At 35.7% G+C, this 17,715-nt stretch carries 10 protein-coding genes and 1 pseudogene; 7 read left to right on the forward strand and 4 right to left on the reverse strand.

All coding sequences use genetic code 11. The features are described from left to right. Positions 1-23: 23 nt before the first annotated feature. From ABH960_RS15140 to ABH960_RS15150, 3 genes are all read left to right on the forward strand, one after another. A complete protein-coding gene (locus tag ABH960_RS15140) occupies positions 24-3,947 on the forward strand; it encodes an MSCRAMM family protein (RefSeq protein WP_404446227.1) in 3,924 nt (1,307 codons plus the stop codon). Positions 3,948-4,088: 141 nt separating this feature from the next. Continuing rightward, entirely contained in the window at positions 4,089-5,579 is a 1,491-nt protein-coding gene (locus ABH960_RS15145; protein WP_404446230.1) for a coproporphyrinogen III oxidase, read from the forward strand. 271 nt (positions 5,580-5,850) lie between these two features. Next, on the forward strand, positions 5,851-7,407 hold the full coding sequence (locus tag ABH960_RS15150) for a fatty acid--CoA ligase (RefSeq protein WP_404446233.1): 1,557 nt from the start codon (positions 5,851-5,853) through the stop codon (positions 7,405-7,407). Between the two features lie 38 nt (positions 7,408-7,445). Here the strand turns inward: ABH960_RS15150 and ABH960_RS15155 are convergent, their stop codons facing one another. After that, on the reverse strand, positions 7,446-7,916 hold the full coding sequence (locus tag ABH960_RS15155) for a hypothetical protein (protein WP_404446236.1): 471 nt from the start codon (positions 7,914-7,916) through the stop codon (positions 7,446-7,448). Between the two features lie 233 nt (positions 7,917-8,149). Here ABH960_RS15155 and ABH960_RS15160 point away from each other — a divergent pair, with 233 nt between their 5' ends. Then, positions 8,150-9,628 (forward strand): SulP family inorganic anion transporter, encoded by a 1,479-nt coding sequence (locus ABH960_RS15160; RefSeq protein WP_404446239.1) that lies wholly within the window; start codon positions 8,150-8,152, stop codon positions 9,626-9,628. Between the two features lie 88 nt (positions 9,629-9,716). Here the strand turns inward: ABH960_RS15160 and ABH960_RS15165 are convergent. Next, positions 9,717-9,944 (reverse strand): annotated as a pseudogene (locus tag ABH960_RS15165) (hypothetical protein); the annotation flags it as partial. A gap of 274 nt (positions 9,945-10,218) precedes the next feature. On the opposite strand from ABH960_RS15165, the gene ABH960_RS15170 reads away from it, so the two are divergent. Continuing rightward, positions 10,219-11,739 (forward strand): putative polysaccharide biosynthesis protein, encoded by a 1,521-nt coding sequence (locus ABH960_RS15170; protein WP_328026271.1) that lies wholly within the window; start codon positions 10,219-10,221, stop codon positions 11,737-11,739. A 165-nt stretch (positions 11,740-11,904) separates the two neighbouring features. Then, the gene (gene csaB, locus ABH960_RS15175; RefSeq protein ID WP_002186624.1) at positions 11,905-13,008 is read left to right on the forward strand and encodes a polysaccharide pyruvyl transferase CsaB; all 1,104 of its coding nucleotides are present in this window, start codon (positions 11,905-11,907) and stop codon (positions 13,006-13,008) included. Between the two features lie 231 nt (positions 13,009-13,239). On the opposite strand, the gene patB1 is transcribed toward csaB, so the two are convergent. Continuing rightward, positions 13,240-14,430, reverse strand: a complete 1,191-nt coding sequence (gene patB1, locus ABH960_RS15180) for a secondary cell wall polysaccharide O-acetyltransferase PatB1 (RefSeq protein ID WP_404446243.1) — start codon at positions 14,428-14,430, stop codon at positions 13,240-13,242. 181 nt (positions 14,431-14,611) lie between these two features. Beyond that, positions 14,612-16,027: an MBOAT family O-acyltransferase gene (locus tag ABH960_RS15185; RefSeq protein WP_113936685.1), complete on the reverse strand. Its 1,416-nt coding sequence runs from the start codon at positions 16,025-16,027 to the stop codon at positions 14,612-14,614. Positions 16,028-16,253: 226 nt separating this feature from the next. On the opposite strand from ABH960_RS15185, the gene ABH960_RS15190 reads away from it, so the two are divergent. Beyond that, positions 16,254-17,711, forward strand: coding sequence for an MBOAT family O-acyltransferase (locus tag ABH960_RS15190; protein WP_060752223.1), 1,458 nt, complete (start codon positions 16,254-16,256; stop codon positions 17,709-17,711). Positions 17,712-17,715: the final 4 nt, after the last annotated feature.

A 17,715-nucleotide genomic window follows, 5' to 3' on the forward strand; every position in this document is an offset into this window, starting at 1 on the left:
TTTGAAAAGGGGGAATGAATTTCTTGAGGAAATCATTAAGTCAAAAAGTAAAAAAGATATGCAGTAGTTTTATAATTATATTGTTAGTATGTATGAATTTTTTAATCCATTTACCGTATAAAGCGGAGGCAGCTACAACAGAATTAAAAGGTTTAGGCGATACATCTTATTATAACGCAATCATTTTTGGTGATCATAGTGCAACGAGTGCGGATATTGAGGGTGCGATGGCTGTTCAAAAGAACATGAACGCATCAAGTTATACAGTCGTAGCGGCTGCAACTGGAGCAAACAACTTAGCTGGAGCAACATGGAAAGATGAAGGATATCCATCATTATTACTAGGTGGTCAATTTACGAAAGCGGGAGCAGGACAAGTAATCATTCAAGATGGAACAGTGGCGATGACAAAAGATGGTGACCCAGAAGGTGCAATGAAGTCGTCTTATGACCGTATCTCTTATAAAGAGCAAGCAGAGATTGATGCCAAGTTCAAAGAATTTAGAAAAGACGTTGATGGTGTAATTGGAAATGCGAGTCAATTACATACTGATAAACCAAAACCTAATATGAGTTTTGGCATCGGAGAGGATGTAAACAATCCTAATATTTATGTTTCTTCAGGCTTAACAGGAAAGAAAACATTTGATGTAAAAGATGTTTATCTTCCGAATGTAAATAACAAAGACTTTATTGTTATTTATTCAGACGCAGAAGAAGTGAATTTTGGTAGCGGTGCAATTTTGTACGATACGAAAAATACTGGGATGGCAACAGACTTAATTAATACATCACAAGCATATGATCCTAATTCACCTTTTACTGAGTTAGCTAGTAAAGTAATTTGGGCGTTTCCGAATGCTACAAAAATATCAACAAAAGGATATGGCGTAGTAGGAAGTGTATTTGCTCCAAATGCTGTTGTAGAGACAAAGGGTGGTTCTATTAATGGACAAGCCTATGTTGGGGGATTACACCAAAGAGATGGGTTTGAGGTTCACAATTTTAAATTTAACTGGCCGAAATGGAAAAATCCATCAGTTGAAAAAGGAAATTTACAAATTAAAAAAGTTGATGCAAACGATGAAAACATTGTTTTAAAAGATGCAAAATTTGATGTTATAGACAAAGACAATAATGTTGTAGCTACTGTTACAACGAATGAAAAGGGTATTGCTGAAGTCAAGGATTTACCACTTGGTGACTATTTTGTAAAAGAAATAAGTGCACCAGAAGGATATATAAAAGTTGATACACCAGTAAAAGTAACAATTAATGGTACAAACGTAATTGAAATTGTTATGAAGAATACGAAAAAAGTAGAGAATGGTCAATTTAAATTGTTGAAAAAAGATAGTGAATCTGGTCAACTTCTACCAGGTGCAAAATTTGATGTTATAGATAAAGATGGAAATGTTGTTGAAACAATTATTACAGATGGTAAAGGTGCAGCTTTATCAAAACAACTTCCAGTTGGAACATATACATTAAAAGAAGTTGAAGCACCAAAAGGTTATGAACTATCATCTAGCTCAGTTCGTGTTGATGTAGCTGCTAATAAAACAGTGACTGTAGATGTGTTGAATAAAAAAATCGCTGAAAAAGCTACAGGCCAATTTGAAATCGTAAAAGTAGATGCGAATGATAAAACGAAGCTATTATCGGACGCAGAGTTTGAAGTGTATAAAGATGGTGAAAAAATAGATACATTACGAACAGATAAAACAGGTAAAGTAATCTCTAAGAAATTAGAACCAGGAAAATACACGTTAAAAGAAACGAAAGCACCAAAAGGATATAAATTACTAAAAGAAGAAATTGAAGTCGTTGTGGAAGCAAACAAAGTAGTACAAGTACAAGTAGAAAATGCGAAAGAACTAGGAAGCTTACAAGTAATCAAAAAGGATGCAGAGAGTGGAAAAGTTCTAGAAGGCGCAGAATTCAGACTGAAAAACGAAAATGGTCAAGTAGTTGGAGAAGCGAAAACAACAAATAAAGATGGTGTTGTGACATTCGAAAACTTAGTGCCAGGTAAGTATACGCTAGAAGAAACGAAAGCGCCAGAAGGCTACAAAGCGGTAGAATTAAAAGTGGAAGTAAATGTTGTAGCAAATGAAGTAGTAAAACAGGAAGTAATGAACGAAAAAGTTCTGGGTCAATTTGAAATCGTAAAAGTAGATGCGAATGATAAAACGAAGCTATTATCAGATGCAGAATTTACTGTGTATAAAGATGGTAAAAAGGTAGCAGAGTTGAAAACTGATGAGAGTGGAAAAGCGATGTTACCGAAATTACCATTAGGTGAATACACAGTGAAAGAAACGAAAGCACCAGCAGGTTACAAGATTTCAAATAAAGAATGGAAAGTAACAATTCAAAATGAGAAAGAAGTAGTAAAAGTAGAGGCAGAAAATGAAAAACTCTTGGGCTCTCTACAAATTATTAAAACAGATGATAAAGATCAAGCGAAACGTTTAGCAGGCGCAGTATTTACATTGAAAGATGCTAAAGGAAATGTTGTAAAAGAAAAAATTACAACAGATAAGTCTGGAACGGTTAAAGTAGAAGGACTAGTACCGGGTGAGTATACGTTAGAAGAAACAAAAGCACCAGAAGGTTATGAGCTAACAAAACAAGTAATTCATGTAACAGTCGACGGTGAAAAAGTTGTTGATGTAAAAGTAACGAATAGTAAGAGCCTTGGTCAATTTGAAATCGTAAAAGTAGATGCAAACGATAAAACGAAGCTTTTATCAGACGCAGAATTTGAAGTGTATAAAGATGGTAAGAAAGTAGAGATGTTACAAACAGATAAAACAGGTAAAGTCATCTCTGGAAAATTAGAACCAGGAAAATACACGTTAAAAGAAACGAAAGCTCCAAAAGGATATAAATTACTAAAAGAAGAAATTGAAGTCGTTGTGGAAGCAAACAAAGTAGTACAAGTACAAGTAGAAAATGCGAAAGAACTAGGAAGCTTACAAGTAATCAAAAAGGATGCAGAGAGTGGAAAAGTTCTAGAAGGCGCAGAATTCAGACTAAAAAACGAAAATGGTCAAGTAGTTGGAGAAGCGAAAACAACGAATAAAGATGGTGTTGTGACATTCGAAAACTTAGTGCCAGGTAAGTATACGCTAGAAGAAACGAAAGCGCCAGAAGGCTACAAAGCGGTAGAAGTTACAGTAAAAGTAAATGTTGTAGCAAATGAAGTAGCAAAACAAGAAGTATTGAATGAAAAAGTGAAAGAAAAAATCACAGGTCAAGTAGAAATTACAAAGATAGATGCTAATGATACAGATAAAAAATTAGAAGGTGCAGTGTTTGAAATTCTGAAAGATGGAATAAAAATAGACACATTAACATCAGATAAAAATGGTAAAGCAACTTCGAAGAAACTGGAACCAGGAGATTACGTTTTAAAAGAAGTCCAGGCTCCAGGAGGATATAATTTATCTGATAAGGGAATTGAATTTACGATTTCTAATGAGAAAGTAGAAGTTATAAAGCTTCAAATTACCAATGAAAAAGAAACAGGAAAAGGTCCAGAGAAACCGGGTGGAGAGACAGAAAAACCGGGTGGAGAGATAGAAAAACCAGGTGGAGAGACAGAAAAACCAGGTGGAGAGACGGAAAAACCAGGTGGAGAGACAGAAAAACCAGGTGGAGGGACAGAAACACCAGGTGGAGAGATAGAAAAACCAGGTGGAGAGACAGAAAAACCAGGTGGGGAAACAGGAACACCTGGTGAAGGAATAGAAAAGCCAGGTGAAGGAACAGAAAGCCCAGGCGAAGAAGTAGAAAAGCCTAACTTACCAGAAAAAGAACAAGGCGGTTCTAATAATCAAAAACTTCCAGCTACAGGGCATAATACGGATTACCTTCCATTTATAGGTGTAATTCTGGTGTTATTAGGAATACGTTTAAGATTTATGATTAAAAATAGCTAATAGGTTTATAAAAGGCATAAGAGAAATGTTATCTCTTATGCCTTTAAGTTTTTAATAGAAGAAATAAGGTAAAACCTTCTGTATTGACCTTCAAACGCCCTTCAAGTAAACTAAAGAGAGTTTGCAAATGAAAAGGTGATAATGTTGTTAATTTCAATTAAAGCGTTACAAGATGATCGTTTTTTACGTCCGCTACAAAATATTGGCGGTTTATTTTTTGAAGAGAGCACGATAGGGTTTGAGAAAGAAGAAGCAAATCTTATCGTTGATATACAGATAGAAGGTAATGTGACAGCATCGGCTCGTTTAACAGATGTTGCAACCGGAAATGTATATGAAGAAACATTCGCAAAAGATTTATCTGCTTTCACAGAAGAAAAAGAACGTATGAAGCAAGTGAAACATGTTGTTTCTTACGTATATCTTTCTGTACTTCAACAGCTAACTGGACTTGAACAGAGCTGGGGAATATTAACTGGGGTACGCCCAACGAAACTTCTTCACAAGCTGCTTCAAAATGGTATGTCAAAAGAAGAAGCGCATAAAGAACTTCGTGAAAGTTATTTAATTCATGAAGAGAAAATTGAACTTCTTCAGCGTATTGTTGATTGCCAATTAGCGGTTGTTCCGGATTTATACCGTTTGAAAGAAGAAGTAAGTATTTACATCGGTATTCCGTTTTGTCCTACAAAATGTGCGTACTGTACGTTCCCGGCTTATGCAATTAACGGACGCCAAGGATCAGTTGATTCGTTCTTAGGCGGGTTACATTATGAAGTTCGTGAAATTGGTAAGTTTTTAAAAGAAAAAGGTGTTACAGTTACGACGATTTATTACGGCGGCGGTACACCGACGAGTATTACAGCAGAAGAGATGGATATGTTGTATGAAGAAATGTACCAAGCTTTCCCTGATGTGAAAGATGTACGTGAAGTAACAGTTGAGGCAGGTCGCCCAGATACAATCACACCAGCAAAGCTAGAAGTGTTAAATAAATGGAACATTGACCGTATTAGTATTAATCCGCAGTCATACCATCAAGAGACACTAAAGGCAATTGGACGTCATCACACTGTAGAAGAAACGATTGAGAAGTATCATTTAGCACGTGAAATGGGAATGAACAATATTAATATGGATTTAATTATTGGTCTTCCTGGTGAAGGATTAGACATCTTCAAGCATACGTTAGATGAAACAGAAAAGTTAATGCCAGAATCGTTAACAGTTCATACGTTATCATTTAAACGTGCTTCTGAAATGACGCAAAACAAACGTAAATATAAAGTAGCAGGTCGCGAAGAAATTACTGCGATGATGCATGAGGCGGAAGCGTGGACGAAGAACCATAATTACGTACCATACTATTTATATCGTCAAAAGAATATTTTAGGTAACTTAGAAAACGTTGGGTATGCAATACCGACGCAAGAAAGTATCTACAATATTGTTATTATGGAAGAAGTACAATCGATTATCGGACTTGGTTGCGGGGCATCAAGTAAATTTGTTCACCCACAAACAGGAGCAATTACACACTTTGCGAATCCGAAAGATCCAAAATCATATAACGATGGCTTCGTGAAATATACAGAAGATAAACTGAAAATTTTAGAAGAGCTATTCGTGTAAGAAGAAGGGGGTTGTTCCGATTTGGAACAGCCTCTTTTTATATTGTCAGTTTTTGTCGGTAAGTCGATATATTCGAAAAATAGCTGATATAAATTTGGTTGCGTTCGATATATTCAAAAAATCGCCGATATAATTTCATTTACCATCAAACGGTCCATTTGTAAAACTATGTCGATAATAATCAGAAAAATTAGTCATATTATTAGAGGACAATGTCTACTTATAGACGAAATGATAGATTTATGAAAGAGAAAAGGGGGAAATTGTTGGCATGTACATGACGATAGGGAGAATTTTTGATTTGACAGTTGGCAAATATCCGAATAAAGAGGCGTTAGTAGAACCAGAAAAAAATATTCGTTGGACATATAAACAGTGGGATGAGCAAATAAATAAAACGGCGCAAGCTCTATTGAAAGAAGGAGTAAGAAAGGGAAATTGTGTATCTGTTTACCTATATAACTGTCGTGAATTTGTAAACGTTTACTTAGCCTGTGCGAAAATTGGCGCGATCTTCAATCCAATTAATTTCCGCTTAAAAGCAAAAGAACTATCGTATATCCTCCAAGATGCAGCCTCGAAAGTAGTTGTCTTTGAAAAAGCAGTCGAATCAACAGTTGCTATGATTGAACGAGATTTTCCAAATTCGTCTTTTTGGTACGTGGAAGACGATGCACCTTCCTATGCTAGTTCTTACCATGAAAAAGTAAATGAAGCATCAGCTGAAAAAGTAGATATTGTAGTCGATGAAATGGATTTTTGTTCTATGCTTTATACGAGCGGAACGACTGGTCATCCGAAAGGCGTACTACATCGTCATCGTGATATGGCTGAGCATAGTATGATTTGTACGTATTTCATAAAATATAACAGGGATAGCGCCGGGCTTGTGGTAGCACCTTTATATCATTGCGGCGAGTTAAATGCTGGAATCATACCGCGCATTCAAGTTGGCGGAAAGAATGTTATTTTACATCATTTTGATACGGATAGAGTATTACATACCATTCAAGAAGAGAAGATTACGACGTTTTTTGCAGCACCGACGATGTGGAATATGTTACTGCAAAAAGATCTAACTAAGTATGATTTAACTTCAATGAAAATCGGTGTATACGGTGGAGCTGCAATGGCACCGGCGCTAGTGAAGGAATGTAAAGAGCGCCTTTATATTGATCTTGTTCAAATTTACGGAATGACAGAAATGGGACCAGTTGTTGCGTTTCTCGTAGAAGAGGATCAAATTACGAAAGCTGGTTCAGCAGGAACGCCGTGCTTTAGCCATGAAATTCGAATTGTTAAACCGAACGAAGATGCACCAGCAGAGCCAGATGATGTATTGCCTCCTTATGAAGTTGGGGAGATTATTTTGCGCGGTCCAACTATGATGGCTGGTTATCATAACCGAGAAGAAGCAAATGCAAAATCGATGTATAAAGGATGGTATCACTCGGGTGATTTAGGTTATTTCGATAAAGATGGCTATTTATTCGTCGCAGATCGTGTGGATGATATGGTAATTAGCGGAGGCGTTAATATTTATCCACGTGAAATTGAAGATTTCCTTCATAGTCATCCTGGTGTATTAGATGTTGCAGTACTTGGTGAGCCAGATGAACTATGGGGAGAGCGTGTCGTTGCGGTCGTTGTAAAGAAAGATAAAAATATTTCAGAAGCTGATTTAGAAATGTATTGCAAAGAAAGTGATGAATTAGCCGACTATAAACGTCCGCGTCATTACTTATTTGTAGATGAACTTCCTCGTAATGCGAGCGGGAAGTTGCAAAAATTTGTGCTGAGAGAGTCGTTAAAAGGTATGAAAAAATAATGAAAAAATGCCTTTCCAAATTTGGAAAGGCATTTTTATTACTTGCGTGAGAAACCTTCTTCATCAAGGTATTCCGCAGCTTCTGGATAAGAGTTGAATGTACCGTCTAAGTTTACGCCAGCGTAAACATTCCACATGTCATCCTCTTGAATAAGAGTTAGGATATGACCGTCTTCGTTACGCCATTCCTCTTCGGCAGCAGGTTCCATTGGTGCTATAATTTCCTCTGGCTCCTGTGATAGACGTTCAATTACTTTTTCAATTAATGAACGCAGTTCTTCTTCTGAAAACTCACGGATGTTAATCATACCTTTAGCATCTGTTTTATAACCTTTAATGAAGTATGCATATACAAATCCGTTTCCGTTTGGGTGTAAATGATATACAACGTTCTTTTTATCTAAACGACTTTCTTCAAAGTGAAAGTTTACGCGTTTTAATGATACGTTCTTTCTTTCTAATTCCGGGAAAGATTCAATAATTGATAATTTTTCTTCAAAAGTTAGCATAGTGCCTCCAAGTATATAGTAAAAGATTTAATTTGTTCATTATAGCATAGTCAAGTTTGTTTCCAAAGGTAGATTCGTCATATTGCTGTTTTTTAGTTTGACTTTGGAAGGCTATTTGTAAATGTAGACGTTTACTTCACGAGACTGTAAAGAGTTTTTTAGAAATACGCTAACGAATGATTTGTTTTAGATGTACAATGGAACATGGACTTTATAAGAAGGTGGTTATTTATATGTTTCAAAAAATAGCAAAGGAATGTTTAGCAGGGTTTACTGTTGCGATTGTTGCCTTGCCGCTAGCGATTGCATTTGGTATTGCTGCAACGGGAACGTCTGAGGGAGCACTGGTCGGATTGTATGGTGCAATTTTTGCAGGTTTGTTTGCGGCGTTATTTGGCGGTACACCGGGGCAAGTAACGGGTCCTACTGGGCCGATTACAGTTATTGCAACAGGCGTTATTGCAACTCACGGATTAGAAGCAAGCTTTATTGCATTTATGATGGCAGGGTTATTTCAAATCTTATTTGGTGTATGTAAGCTCGGCTCTTACGTTCGTTACATTCCGTATCCTGTTGTTTCAGGGTTTATGAACGGAATTGCACTGATTATTATTTTAGGTGAAATGAAGCACGTACAAAATAGCTTTCTGCTTGTGTTATTAACGATCATTGTAATGATTGTTTCTGGAAAATGGATTAAGGCCATTCCATCAAGTTTAGTAGCATTAGTAGGTGTTACAGTAACGTTGCCGTTATTTTCTTCTATGCTACAAGGAATTACGGTAAACTTACCAGTTGTAGGAACTCTGTCTTTAAATAAGATGATTGAAAAGATAGGTGCAATTCCAGAGGCGATGCCATCTCTTCACGTACCGACTTTAGACGCAAATGGCATGCTAGCACTTGTATTACCAGCACTTAGTATTGCTTTACTAGGATCAATTGACTCGTTATTAACGTCTGTCGTAATGGATAATGTGACGGGGACACGTCATAAAAGTAATAAAGAGTTAATCGGACAAGGTATTGGCAATATTGCGAGTGGTTTGTTCGGTGGATTAGCAGGAGCAGGTGCAACTGTTAGATCTATCGTCAATATAAGAAGCGGGGGGAAGACGGCACTGTCGGCTTGTATGCATAGTGTCATATTATTTATTTTCATTATGGGACTCGGTTCAGTGGTACAATATATTCCGCTTGCTGTATTATCAGGTATTTTAATTTTAACTGGCATCGGGATGTTTGATTGGGAAAGCATGAAGAAAGCACATGTAGCACCAAGAGGTGATGTGATTGTTATGTTCGTGACGATGGTTGTGACAGTGAAATTCGATTTAATGGTTGCTGTTGCGTTTGGTATTATTCTTTCTTTCATTATATACATGGTGAAGTGTAAAGAACGTAAAGCTTCTATTATAAAAGAAAAAGAAGCGACGTATACGATTCAGGGACCACTTTCATTTCTATCAGTAGATCGTATTTTTGCTTCTTTACAAGATGTGAAGTCACCAGTTAGTTTGCGTATGAAAGATGTACATTATATGGATGTATCAGGAGCTATGGCGTTATTAAACTTTGTTGAGCAATCGAATAAAGCAGGAGCGAGTGTGACACTTGAACATGTACATCCGCATGTTGAAAAGACGATAGTAATGATGGCGAATGATGAGCAAAAAGAGAAACTGCAGTTTTTGAAAGCTGGGACAATATAGGAATAGGAACCTTCACATGAACTGTATTGTAGAGTGTGAGGGCTCTTTTTATTTGGATATGTGTTGTTTATGTGAGAAACTCTTATATCTGGATGTTGTAAATCCGTTGAGCATCAATTACATCGTCTAACTTCAAATTATATTCACGCGTTGAGAAATGGCTACCTTCACAAATTAATTGTGTACGGTTAACGAAATCATAAACTTAAGATGGTTGAATAAGCCCTATTTCGTCTGATTTTTCGACTTTCTCAACTTCTTCGTATGCAAAGCGCTTTAGTATCTCGTTTTCTAAAGAAAGGGAAATTCGAGAATTTTTTACTAAATTTATCATGTTGTAAACCCTCCTCTTACTGACAAGAGCTACATTATATTACAGGTTTATCTTGAATAAGTAAAAGTAGTAAATTAAAGGGAAAACAGGATGGAAATAATCTTATTTTGTACATATTATATTTGGAACGAGAGTATTCAATATATAAGAAATTTGGTATGATAACTAAATGAAATAGAGTGAAGTTTCTCTAGATTAAGCAAGAATACTGACTTGATATTTATTTAGATCATATTTGAAAGAAAAGAGATAGAAGATGAATAAAAAGTTTGTAAAAGGCGCTGCAATTTTAACCATTACAACGTTCCTATCGAAAGTGGTGGGGAGTTTTTTTCAAATTCCATTGCAAAATATAGCGGGAGATGAAGTGCTTGGGATTTTTCGTCTCGTTTTTCCTGTATATATGATAGCCTTAACTTTATCAGTAGCGGGGGTTCCGCTAGCAATATCCCAGTTAATAGCTGATCTTCATGAAAAGAATGATCGTGACGGAATAGCTAAATTGTTTACGTCAGCATCTATTATCGGTGTTATATTTGGGGTGCTCGGATTTTTAATTATTATCATTGGATCGAGTAGCATTGCAAATATGCTTGGTGGGCAAGAGACGAGGCTAGCATTAATTGTTACTTCGTTTGCTTTATTAATTGCACCATATATGGCAGTGTACCGTGGATATTTCCAAGGGTTTGGAGATATGATACCTACTGGTGTATCGCAAGTAATTGAACAGTTGATTCGCGTATTCTTTATGCTAACAATTGCTTATATATTTGTATATTGGAATAAAGGTAGTGATATCATAACAGGCGGAGCGATGATCGGTTCTTGTTTTGGTGTTATTACGTCACTCATATATTTGCGAATGAAATATGTAAAAAGCACGTATCGCTATAAGAGCGAAACATATTCATTACAAGATTTTAAGACAAACGCAAAAAACATACTCCGCGTTTCAATTCCAATTGCAATTGGAGCGTTATCGATGCCTGTTTTAAATTTAGTTGATTCTGTAACAATTCCACATGTATTACATGAATCTTCTACAACGATTCAGGAACAATTTGGTATATATAGCCGTGGTTTTGCATTTACGCAATTAATTGTTGTATTTGCAAGTGCGATAGTATTTCCGCTAATTCCATTATTAACAGCTGCTTTAACAAAAAAAGATATAGCTTTAGCTAAACTGACGGTAAAACGTACAAATGAATTTGCGCACGTTTTAACAATGCCGATAACGATATGGCTTATGGCGCTTGCAGTACCGCTTAATGTTGCATTATTTACAGATACAAAAGGAAGTGGCATGTTAGCTATTTTAATTGGTAGCTCGTATTTCACATCACTTATGGTATTATCAATAGGAATCTTGCAAGGGATTAATCGTTCGATGCGAGCAGCATGGATTGTCATCGGTGCAAGTTTCGTGAAAATTATATTAAATATAGCGCTAGTAAACCAATTCGGTATAAATGGAGCAGCGTATAGTACTCTAATTATTTATATAATGATTTGTATCGCAAATCATATTTATATTAGAAAAGATCTTTCCTATTCAATAGCTATAGGGAAATTTTTAGCTGTGATTGGAGTATCTAGTATTTTAGGTATAGTATTATACTTTGTGTCCACATTAATCAATGTGACAGATTCCAGGATTTTAGCAATGATATATAGTGCTGTAGCGCTAAGTATAGCTTCAGTGTTATATGGCATATGTGCACTTAAACTAAACTGGATATCGAAAGAACAAATTCCATTTTTACGTAAATAAAATCGTTTATTATAGAAAATGAACAATATTATAAATAGGTATGACTTGTTAGATGTTTGTGAAAGAAATCAATTTGAAGTTATCAAGCCTTTCTCGGAAAGGAATGGATAACAATTTGTTTAATTACAAAAAGAGTTGATTGCGAAATGTTGGAGGAGATTAAGAGTGCGGTTAGTTTTATCAGGATATTATGGTTTTTATAATGTTGGGGACGAAGCAATTTTGCAATCAATTATTAAAGCGCTACATGAAGAGGATCCTACTCTTGAGCTTGTTGTACTTTCAAATGACCCCAACTATACAAGGAAAATGTACGGTGTAGAAGCAGTAAACCGCTGGGATATAAGAGCGATTTACCGAGAAATAAAGAGAAGTAATGGTTTAATTAGCGGAGGCGGAAGTCTCTTACAAGATAAGACGAGTATTAAGAGTATTCTATATTATACAGGTATTATGCGGCTTGCTCGTTTTTTGAAAAAGCCGTATTATATTTACGCCCAAGGAATCGGACCTATTACGAAGAAGCAAAATCGTTTATTAGTGAAATGGCATGTATCAAAGGCTGAATATATATCAGTACGTGATGAAGACTCTTTTTTGTACTTAAAAGAAATTGGTATTAAGAAAGACATCGAACTTGTTCCAGATCCAGTATTAGCTTGTCAGCCAGAAGAAAAGAAATCCGATTGGCTTCAAAAACATTCGCTGCAAGGAAAAGTCGTTGCGGTTAGTGTAAGGTACTGGGATGCAAAAGAAGATTATATGAAGAAGTTAGCAGATACGCTTAAAAAGCTTAAGCAAGAGGGATACCATATTTTATTTGTACCGATGCATGGACCATTTGATCAAAATGCATCAAGGGATATCATTAATTTGATGGGAGAAGAAGCGCACATGCTCCCTTATAAAATGGATATTCACGAGAAAATCTCTATTTTATCAGAGTGCTCTCTTTTAATAGGGATGAGACTACATGCTCTTATATTATCGGCAGTTGCAAACACGCCTATGATTGGAATTTCATATGATCCGAAGATTGATTCGTTTTTACAACAAGTAAATCAGCCGATTATTGGGAATGTGGATGGAGGCTGGACGACAGAAACATTACACAGTATGGCGATTAAACAATTAGAGCAGACAGAATATGTACAGGAAACGTTAGGACAAAGAGTAGAGGAATTGCGAGAGCAAATTTCCATAGCGTCCAAATATATTATTAATGACTTACATGCAAAAGAGTCTATAAAAAGAGGAATGGAATCTTAGTTTTAGAGGACATCCTCTTTTTATTTAGTACGTTGTCATTAAATAAAAAGAGATAGAGGGAAATTTCCTATCTCTTTCTCCTTTTTGTATTTGAAGGTAGTGATTAAAAAAGAGAAGGTACAAGTGAAATAATAACAATGTCGAAATCTATAATGGTTTAAGTTGTTACTGCCGGCAAATAGCGGAAATAATATAAAGAAGCCTCTTGTAAAAAATTACAAGAGGCTTTTTTTATTGTTTAAACTTAAACATCTCACCGCTCAAGTTCGAATCACTATACACAAACAATACCATGTTAATATTGTTGTCTTTAATGTATTGATATACATCCTTTTCGTGATAGTGACGAAGGTCGAGGATAGATGTGTGTTTGAAGCTTTGTGCTAAGTGAGGCACGATTGCGTTTGCGAATGAGTCTTTTAGGACTAAAGCTCGTACATCATTTGGTGCATTGTTGTTTTCGATAACGATTTCTGGATAGTCGTTTGTGTAATAGCCTGCGTATGATATGGTGTCTTTTTGTTTTTCTACGCCGTATAGTTCATCTAATGTGCGATATACTGTGTCATTTACATCTTTTGCAGCTACGCTCGTAAAGTTGAAACCGTCTTTCGGTGTGTAGTAGCATAGTTTTTCTCCAGTCGCATCGATCAGTTGGTAAAGCTGGTTGTTAAAGCTTCCGACTAGATGTTTATTTGGAGCACACGTACGAGTGTAATCTTCTTTTTTTATTTCTTTTCCTTTATATATAGAAGATTGCTCTGCGATTGTGTTCATTATATATTGATAGCCTAAGAAGGCACCATCCATATTCCAGTGATGGTCTGTTTTAAAGTACATACTTTGTATTTCTTCATTTGTATAGTTTTTCTTAAAATAATCCATGAGTTTAATTGGCTTTACGTCTGCAGGAAGTTTATTTAGAAAGTAATTTAAATTTTCCTGTGCATATGTGTGAATATGAGAAGGTAATTTAAATGATAAAGCATTCGTTTTGGACGGTGGTAAAGCAAAGTAAAACTCAATATTTTGTTCTTTTAAAAACTGAGATAAGTCGTTTACAGCTGGCATAGCTTGGTCAATCTCATTATATTTTGTAGCCCAAGCAGGGTTTTTTAGAAGCCATTTATCATCTGTTAGAATAATATCGTTAATGAGAGACTTGCCCATTTTAATTTGGGTAAGTGTATAATTTTTTATGAGATCATCTCTTCCGATTAATTGATCGTTTGTATATGTCTCAAAGTCTTTAAAGAAACTACCATTTAAGGCAGCTTCTTTTGTAAGAGCTGGTTTTTGAGCGAGCGGACGATTTTCAACGGGCGAAACTGCTCGGTCAGTTTTGAGAAGCGATAATATGCCAAATGAAAAGATAATGGTGAGAAAACCGATAAATAGGACGATGTTCCCCAATTTTTTCATAATAACTTTTCCTTCCTACATAAAGTGAAACTTTAATTAGTGGGGGGGTTTTTGTTCATCCCCACTGATTATCAGCCTTAACCAATCGGGCTTTTACAGGCAGCCCGCCCCCCACCTAACTTCTTTGCTTTCGCTGAATTTTGAGGTGGGGGTCTTACTGCCCGGAAAATAGCGGGATAAGTTAAAACCTGAAGTAAATAAATGGATTATACGTCGAATTAATTAAATACATAATCGAAACCATAAATAATGTTAGTAATAATATAGGACGTACAACTTGCATCGTGAATATATACGTTTTGGGTGCAAGTTCTAATATGTTTTTAACACGTTTCAAAATTGGTGTCGCTGCGATAAAGGCAATGATAAATATGATAATGTATTCATGTATATATAGCATGGTGTTGTCATCGATGAAAGATTGTCTCTCTATGCCAAACATCGCTTTTAAATATTGGAACGAGTATGCGAAGTTATCAGCTCGGAAGAAGACCCAACCGATCATAACGATGATTAGTACATATGCATGTTGCAGCGGCTTCCATAGCTTATTTAATATTTTCTCGAATCCAGCTTTTTCAATCGAGATAATAAAGCCGTAATATAATCCCCAGGCGATAAATGTCCAGCTTGCTCCGTGCCATAAACCGGTTAATCCCCATACGATGAAGAGGTTACGGTAGTTTGCTAGTTTGGAAACACGATTTCCGCCGAGCGGAATGTATATATAGTCGCGGAACCAAGAGCCTAGTGTAATGTGCCATCTTCTCCAAAATTCTGAAATGGATTTTGAGATGTACGGATAATTGAAGTTTTTCGGGAAATCAAATCCGAACATTTTTCCAAGTCCAATTGCCATATCAGAGTATCCTGAGAAATCGAAATAGATTTGAAGTGTATAGGCAATAATACCAATCCAAGCCGTTCCAGCGCTCATTTCAGACGGTGGTAAGGCAAAGATTTTATCTGCGACAAATCCAACTTGATTGGCGATTAACATTTTTTTCGCTAGTCCTAGAATGAAAATTTGGAGACCTTCTGTAAATCGTTCAAAAGAATGGATGCGCGTTTTAATTTGATCAGCAACGATATTGTAACGAACGATTGGTCCGGCAATAAGCTGCGGGAAAATTGATATATATAGTGCTAAGTTAAGTGGATTCTTTTGAACTGCGCCATCTTTACGGTATATATCGATGACGTATGACATCGCTTGGAACGTATAGAATGAAATTCCAATTGGTAGTGGAATAGGTTCCACATGAATAGATAAATGTAAAGTTTGATTCAAAATATCTGTGAAAAAGGAAATATATTTAAAATAAGAAAGTAATAAAATATTTCCGACCACAGCCATAATTAAAAATGTGACTTTCATATTTTTTCGTTTATCATAATGATGCACGAGTAGGCCGAAGCAGTAGTTTAAAAGAATAGAAAAGAGCATTAAGAGGACGAATCGTGGTTCTCCCCATGCATAGAAAATTAAACTAAATGCAAGTAATACGAAATTACGTAGCTCGGCACGCACTATAAAATAGAAAAATAATACGAGAGGTAAAAAGATAAATAAGAAAACAGAACTACTAAATACCAAAGGACTCTCCTCACTTTTTTCAAAATACATTTCGTGCAAAAAACCGACATTTTTATTATATATTCTTTTAAATAAAAGTGCCTTTAATATTTTATCATGTTAATAATTCGATTGAAATGATTATCCTATATAATAGAAGAAAAGGGGAGCGGAATCCTTTTGACACTCACTATTTGGATAAGATAAGATGAATAAGTTGTGATTTGTTTAGAAGGGAAGAGATGGTGTGTTATTTAACTCATTTGAGTTTATTTTTTTATTTTTACCGATAGCATTTCTTTTATATTTTCTATTAAATAAATTTGGACATGCTACATTAGCGAAAGCTTGGCTCGTTGCGGCCTCTTTATTTTTCTATAGTTATTGGAATGTGAAATATTTACCGCTTATGTTAGTGTCGCTCATTGTGAACTACTTTATCGGAATGAGGCTCGTAAAACATAAGAGTAAACTTCTTTTAACGGTAGGGTTAATATTTAATATAGGAATGCTTAGTTATTTCAAGTATTATGATTTTTTCTTGCAAAATGTTAATGCATTAATTGGAACTCATTTTACATTATTATCATTAACGTTACCGCTCGCGATTAGTTTCTATACGTTTCAAAAGATTGCATTTTTAGTAGATACGTATCGCGGGGAAACGAAGGCATGTCATTTTCTTGATTACGCATTGTTTGTAACGTTTTTCCCGCAGCTTATTGCAGGGCCGATTGTACATCATGCACAAATTATGCCGCAGTTTGCGGATAGTAGCAAAAAGCGCTGGCAATCGAAGTATATTGTTCTTGGTATATTTGTATTTGCAGTTGGTATTTTCAAAAAGGTAGGTATTGCAGATGTATTATCACCCCTTGTACATGAAGGGTTTGATGTGCAGCAATCATTAACATTTGTCGAAGCATGGCTTTCGTCGTTAGCGTTTACGTTCCAATTGTATTTTGATTTTAGTGGATATAGTGATATGGCAATTGGAATCGCTTTAATGTTTAATATTAAATTACCTCAAAATTTTAATTCACCGTATAAAGCAGTGAATATACAAGATTTTTGGCATCGTTGGCATATGACGCTTAGCCAGTTTTTAACGAAGTACGTATACATTTCTCTAGGAGGAAATCGAAAAGGAATTACGCGTACATACGTAAATATTATGATTGTATTTTTAATAAGTGGACTTTGGCATGGAGCTGGTTGGACATTTGTTTTTTGGGGATTCTTGCACGGTTTGGCTTCTGTTATTCATCGCTTATGGAGTAAAGCAGGAGGGCGCATGCCAGCCTTTGCTGGTTGGTTCGTTACGTTTTTCTTCATTAATATAACGTGGGTATTCTTTAGGGCAACATCGATGCATGATGCGGTGAAAGTGTTAAAAGGAATGTTCGGACTAAATGGAATCGAATTAGCAAATAGCGTATTCCCGGCATTTATAATAGAGAAGCTGCAATTTTTAAAAGAGTACGGTGTTTCATTTAGTGAAGGGTACCATGTCTCTTTATTAGATCCAAAAATGGTAGCGTATATTTTCGGAGCGTTATGTATTAGTTTCTTCTTAAAAAATTCAATTCAGTTAAAGGATTCATTCCGTCCGAATGTATGGACTGCTTTATTTACTGCAGTATTGCTCGTATATAGCGTGTTACATTTAACGAGTATTAGTGAGTTTTTATACTTTAATTTCTAGGTGG

Origin of the sequence: Bacillus sp. RC252, assembly GCF_044909215.1 — a bacterium.
Taxonomy (GTDB): Bacteria; Bacillota; Bacilli; order Bacillales; family Bacillaceae_G; genus Bacillus_A; species Bacillus_A mycoides.

Bases quoted from the DNA above. Each gene is read 5' to 3' on its own strand.
- ABH960_RS15145 (WP_404446230.1), top strand. From the start codon at position 4,089: ATGTTGTTAATTTCAATTAAAGCGTTACAAGATGATCGTTTTTTACGT.
- ABH960_RS15150 (WP_404446233.1), top strand. From the start codon at position 5,851: ATGTACATGACGATAGGGAGAATTTTTGATTTGACAGTTGGCAAATAT.
- ABH960_RS15155 (WP_404446236.1), bottom strand. From the start codon at position 7,916: ATGCTAACTTTTGAAGAAAAATTATCAATTATTGAATCTTTCCCGGAA.
- ABH960_RS15160 (WP_404446239.1), top strand. From the start codon at position 8,150: ATGTTTCAAAAAATAGCAAAGGAATGTTTAGCAGGGTTTACTGTTGCG.
- ABH960_RS15170 (WP_328026271.1), top strand. From the start codon at position 10,219: ATGAATAAAAAGTTTGTAAAAGGCGCTGCAATTTTAACCATTACAACG.
- patB1 (WP_404446243.1), bottom strand. From the start codon at position 14,430: ATGAAAAAATTGGGGAACATCGTCCTATTTATCGGTTTTCTCACCATT.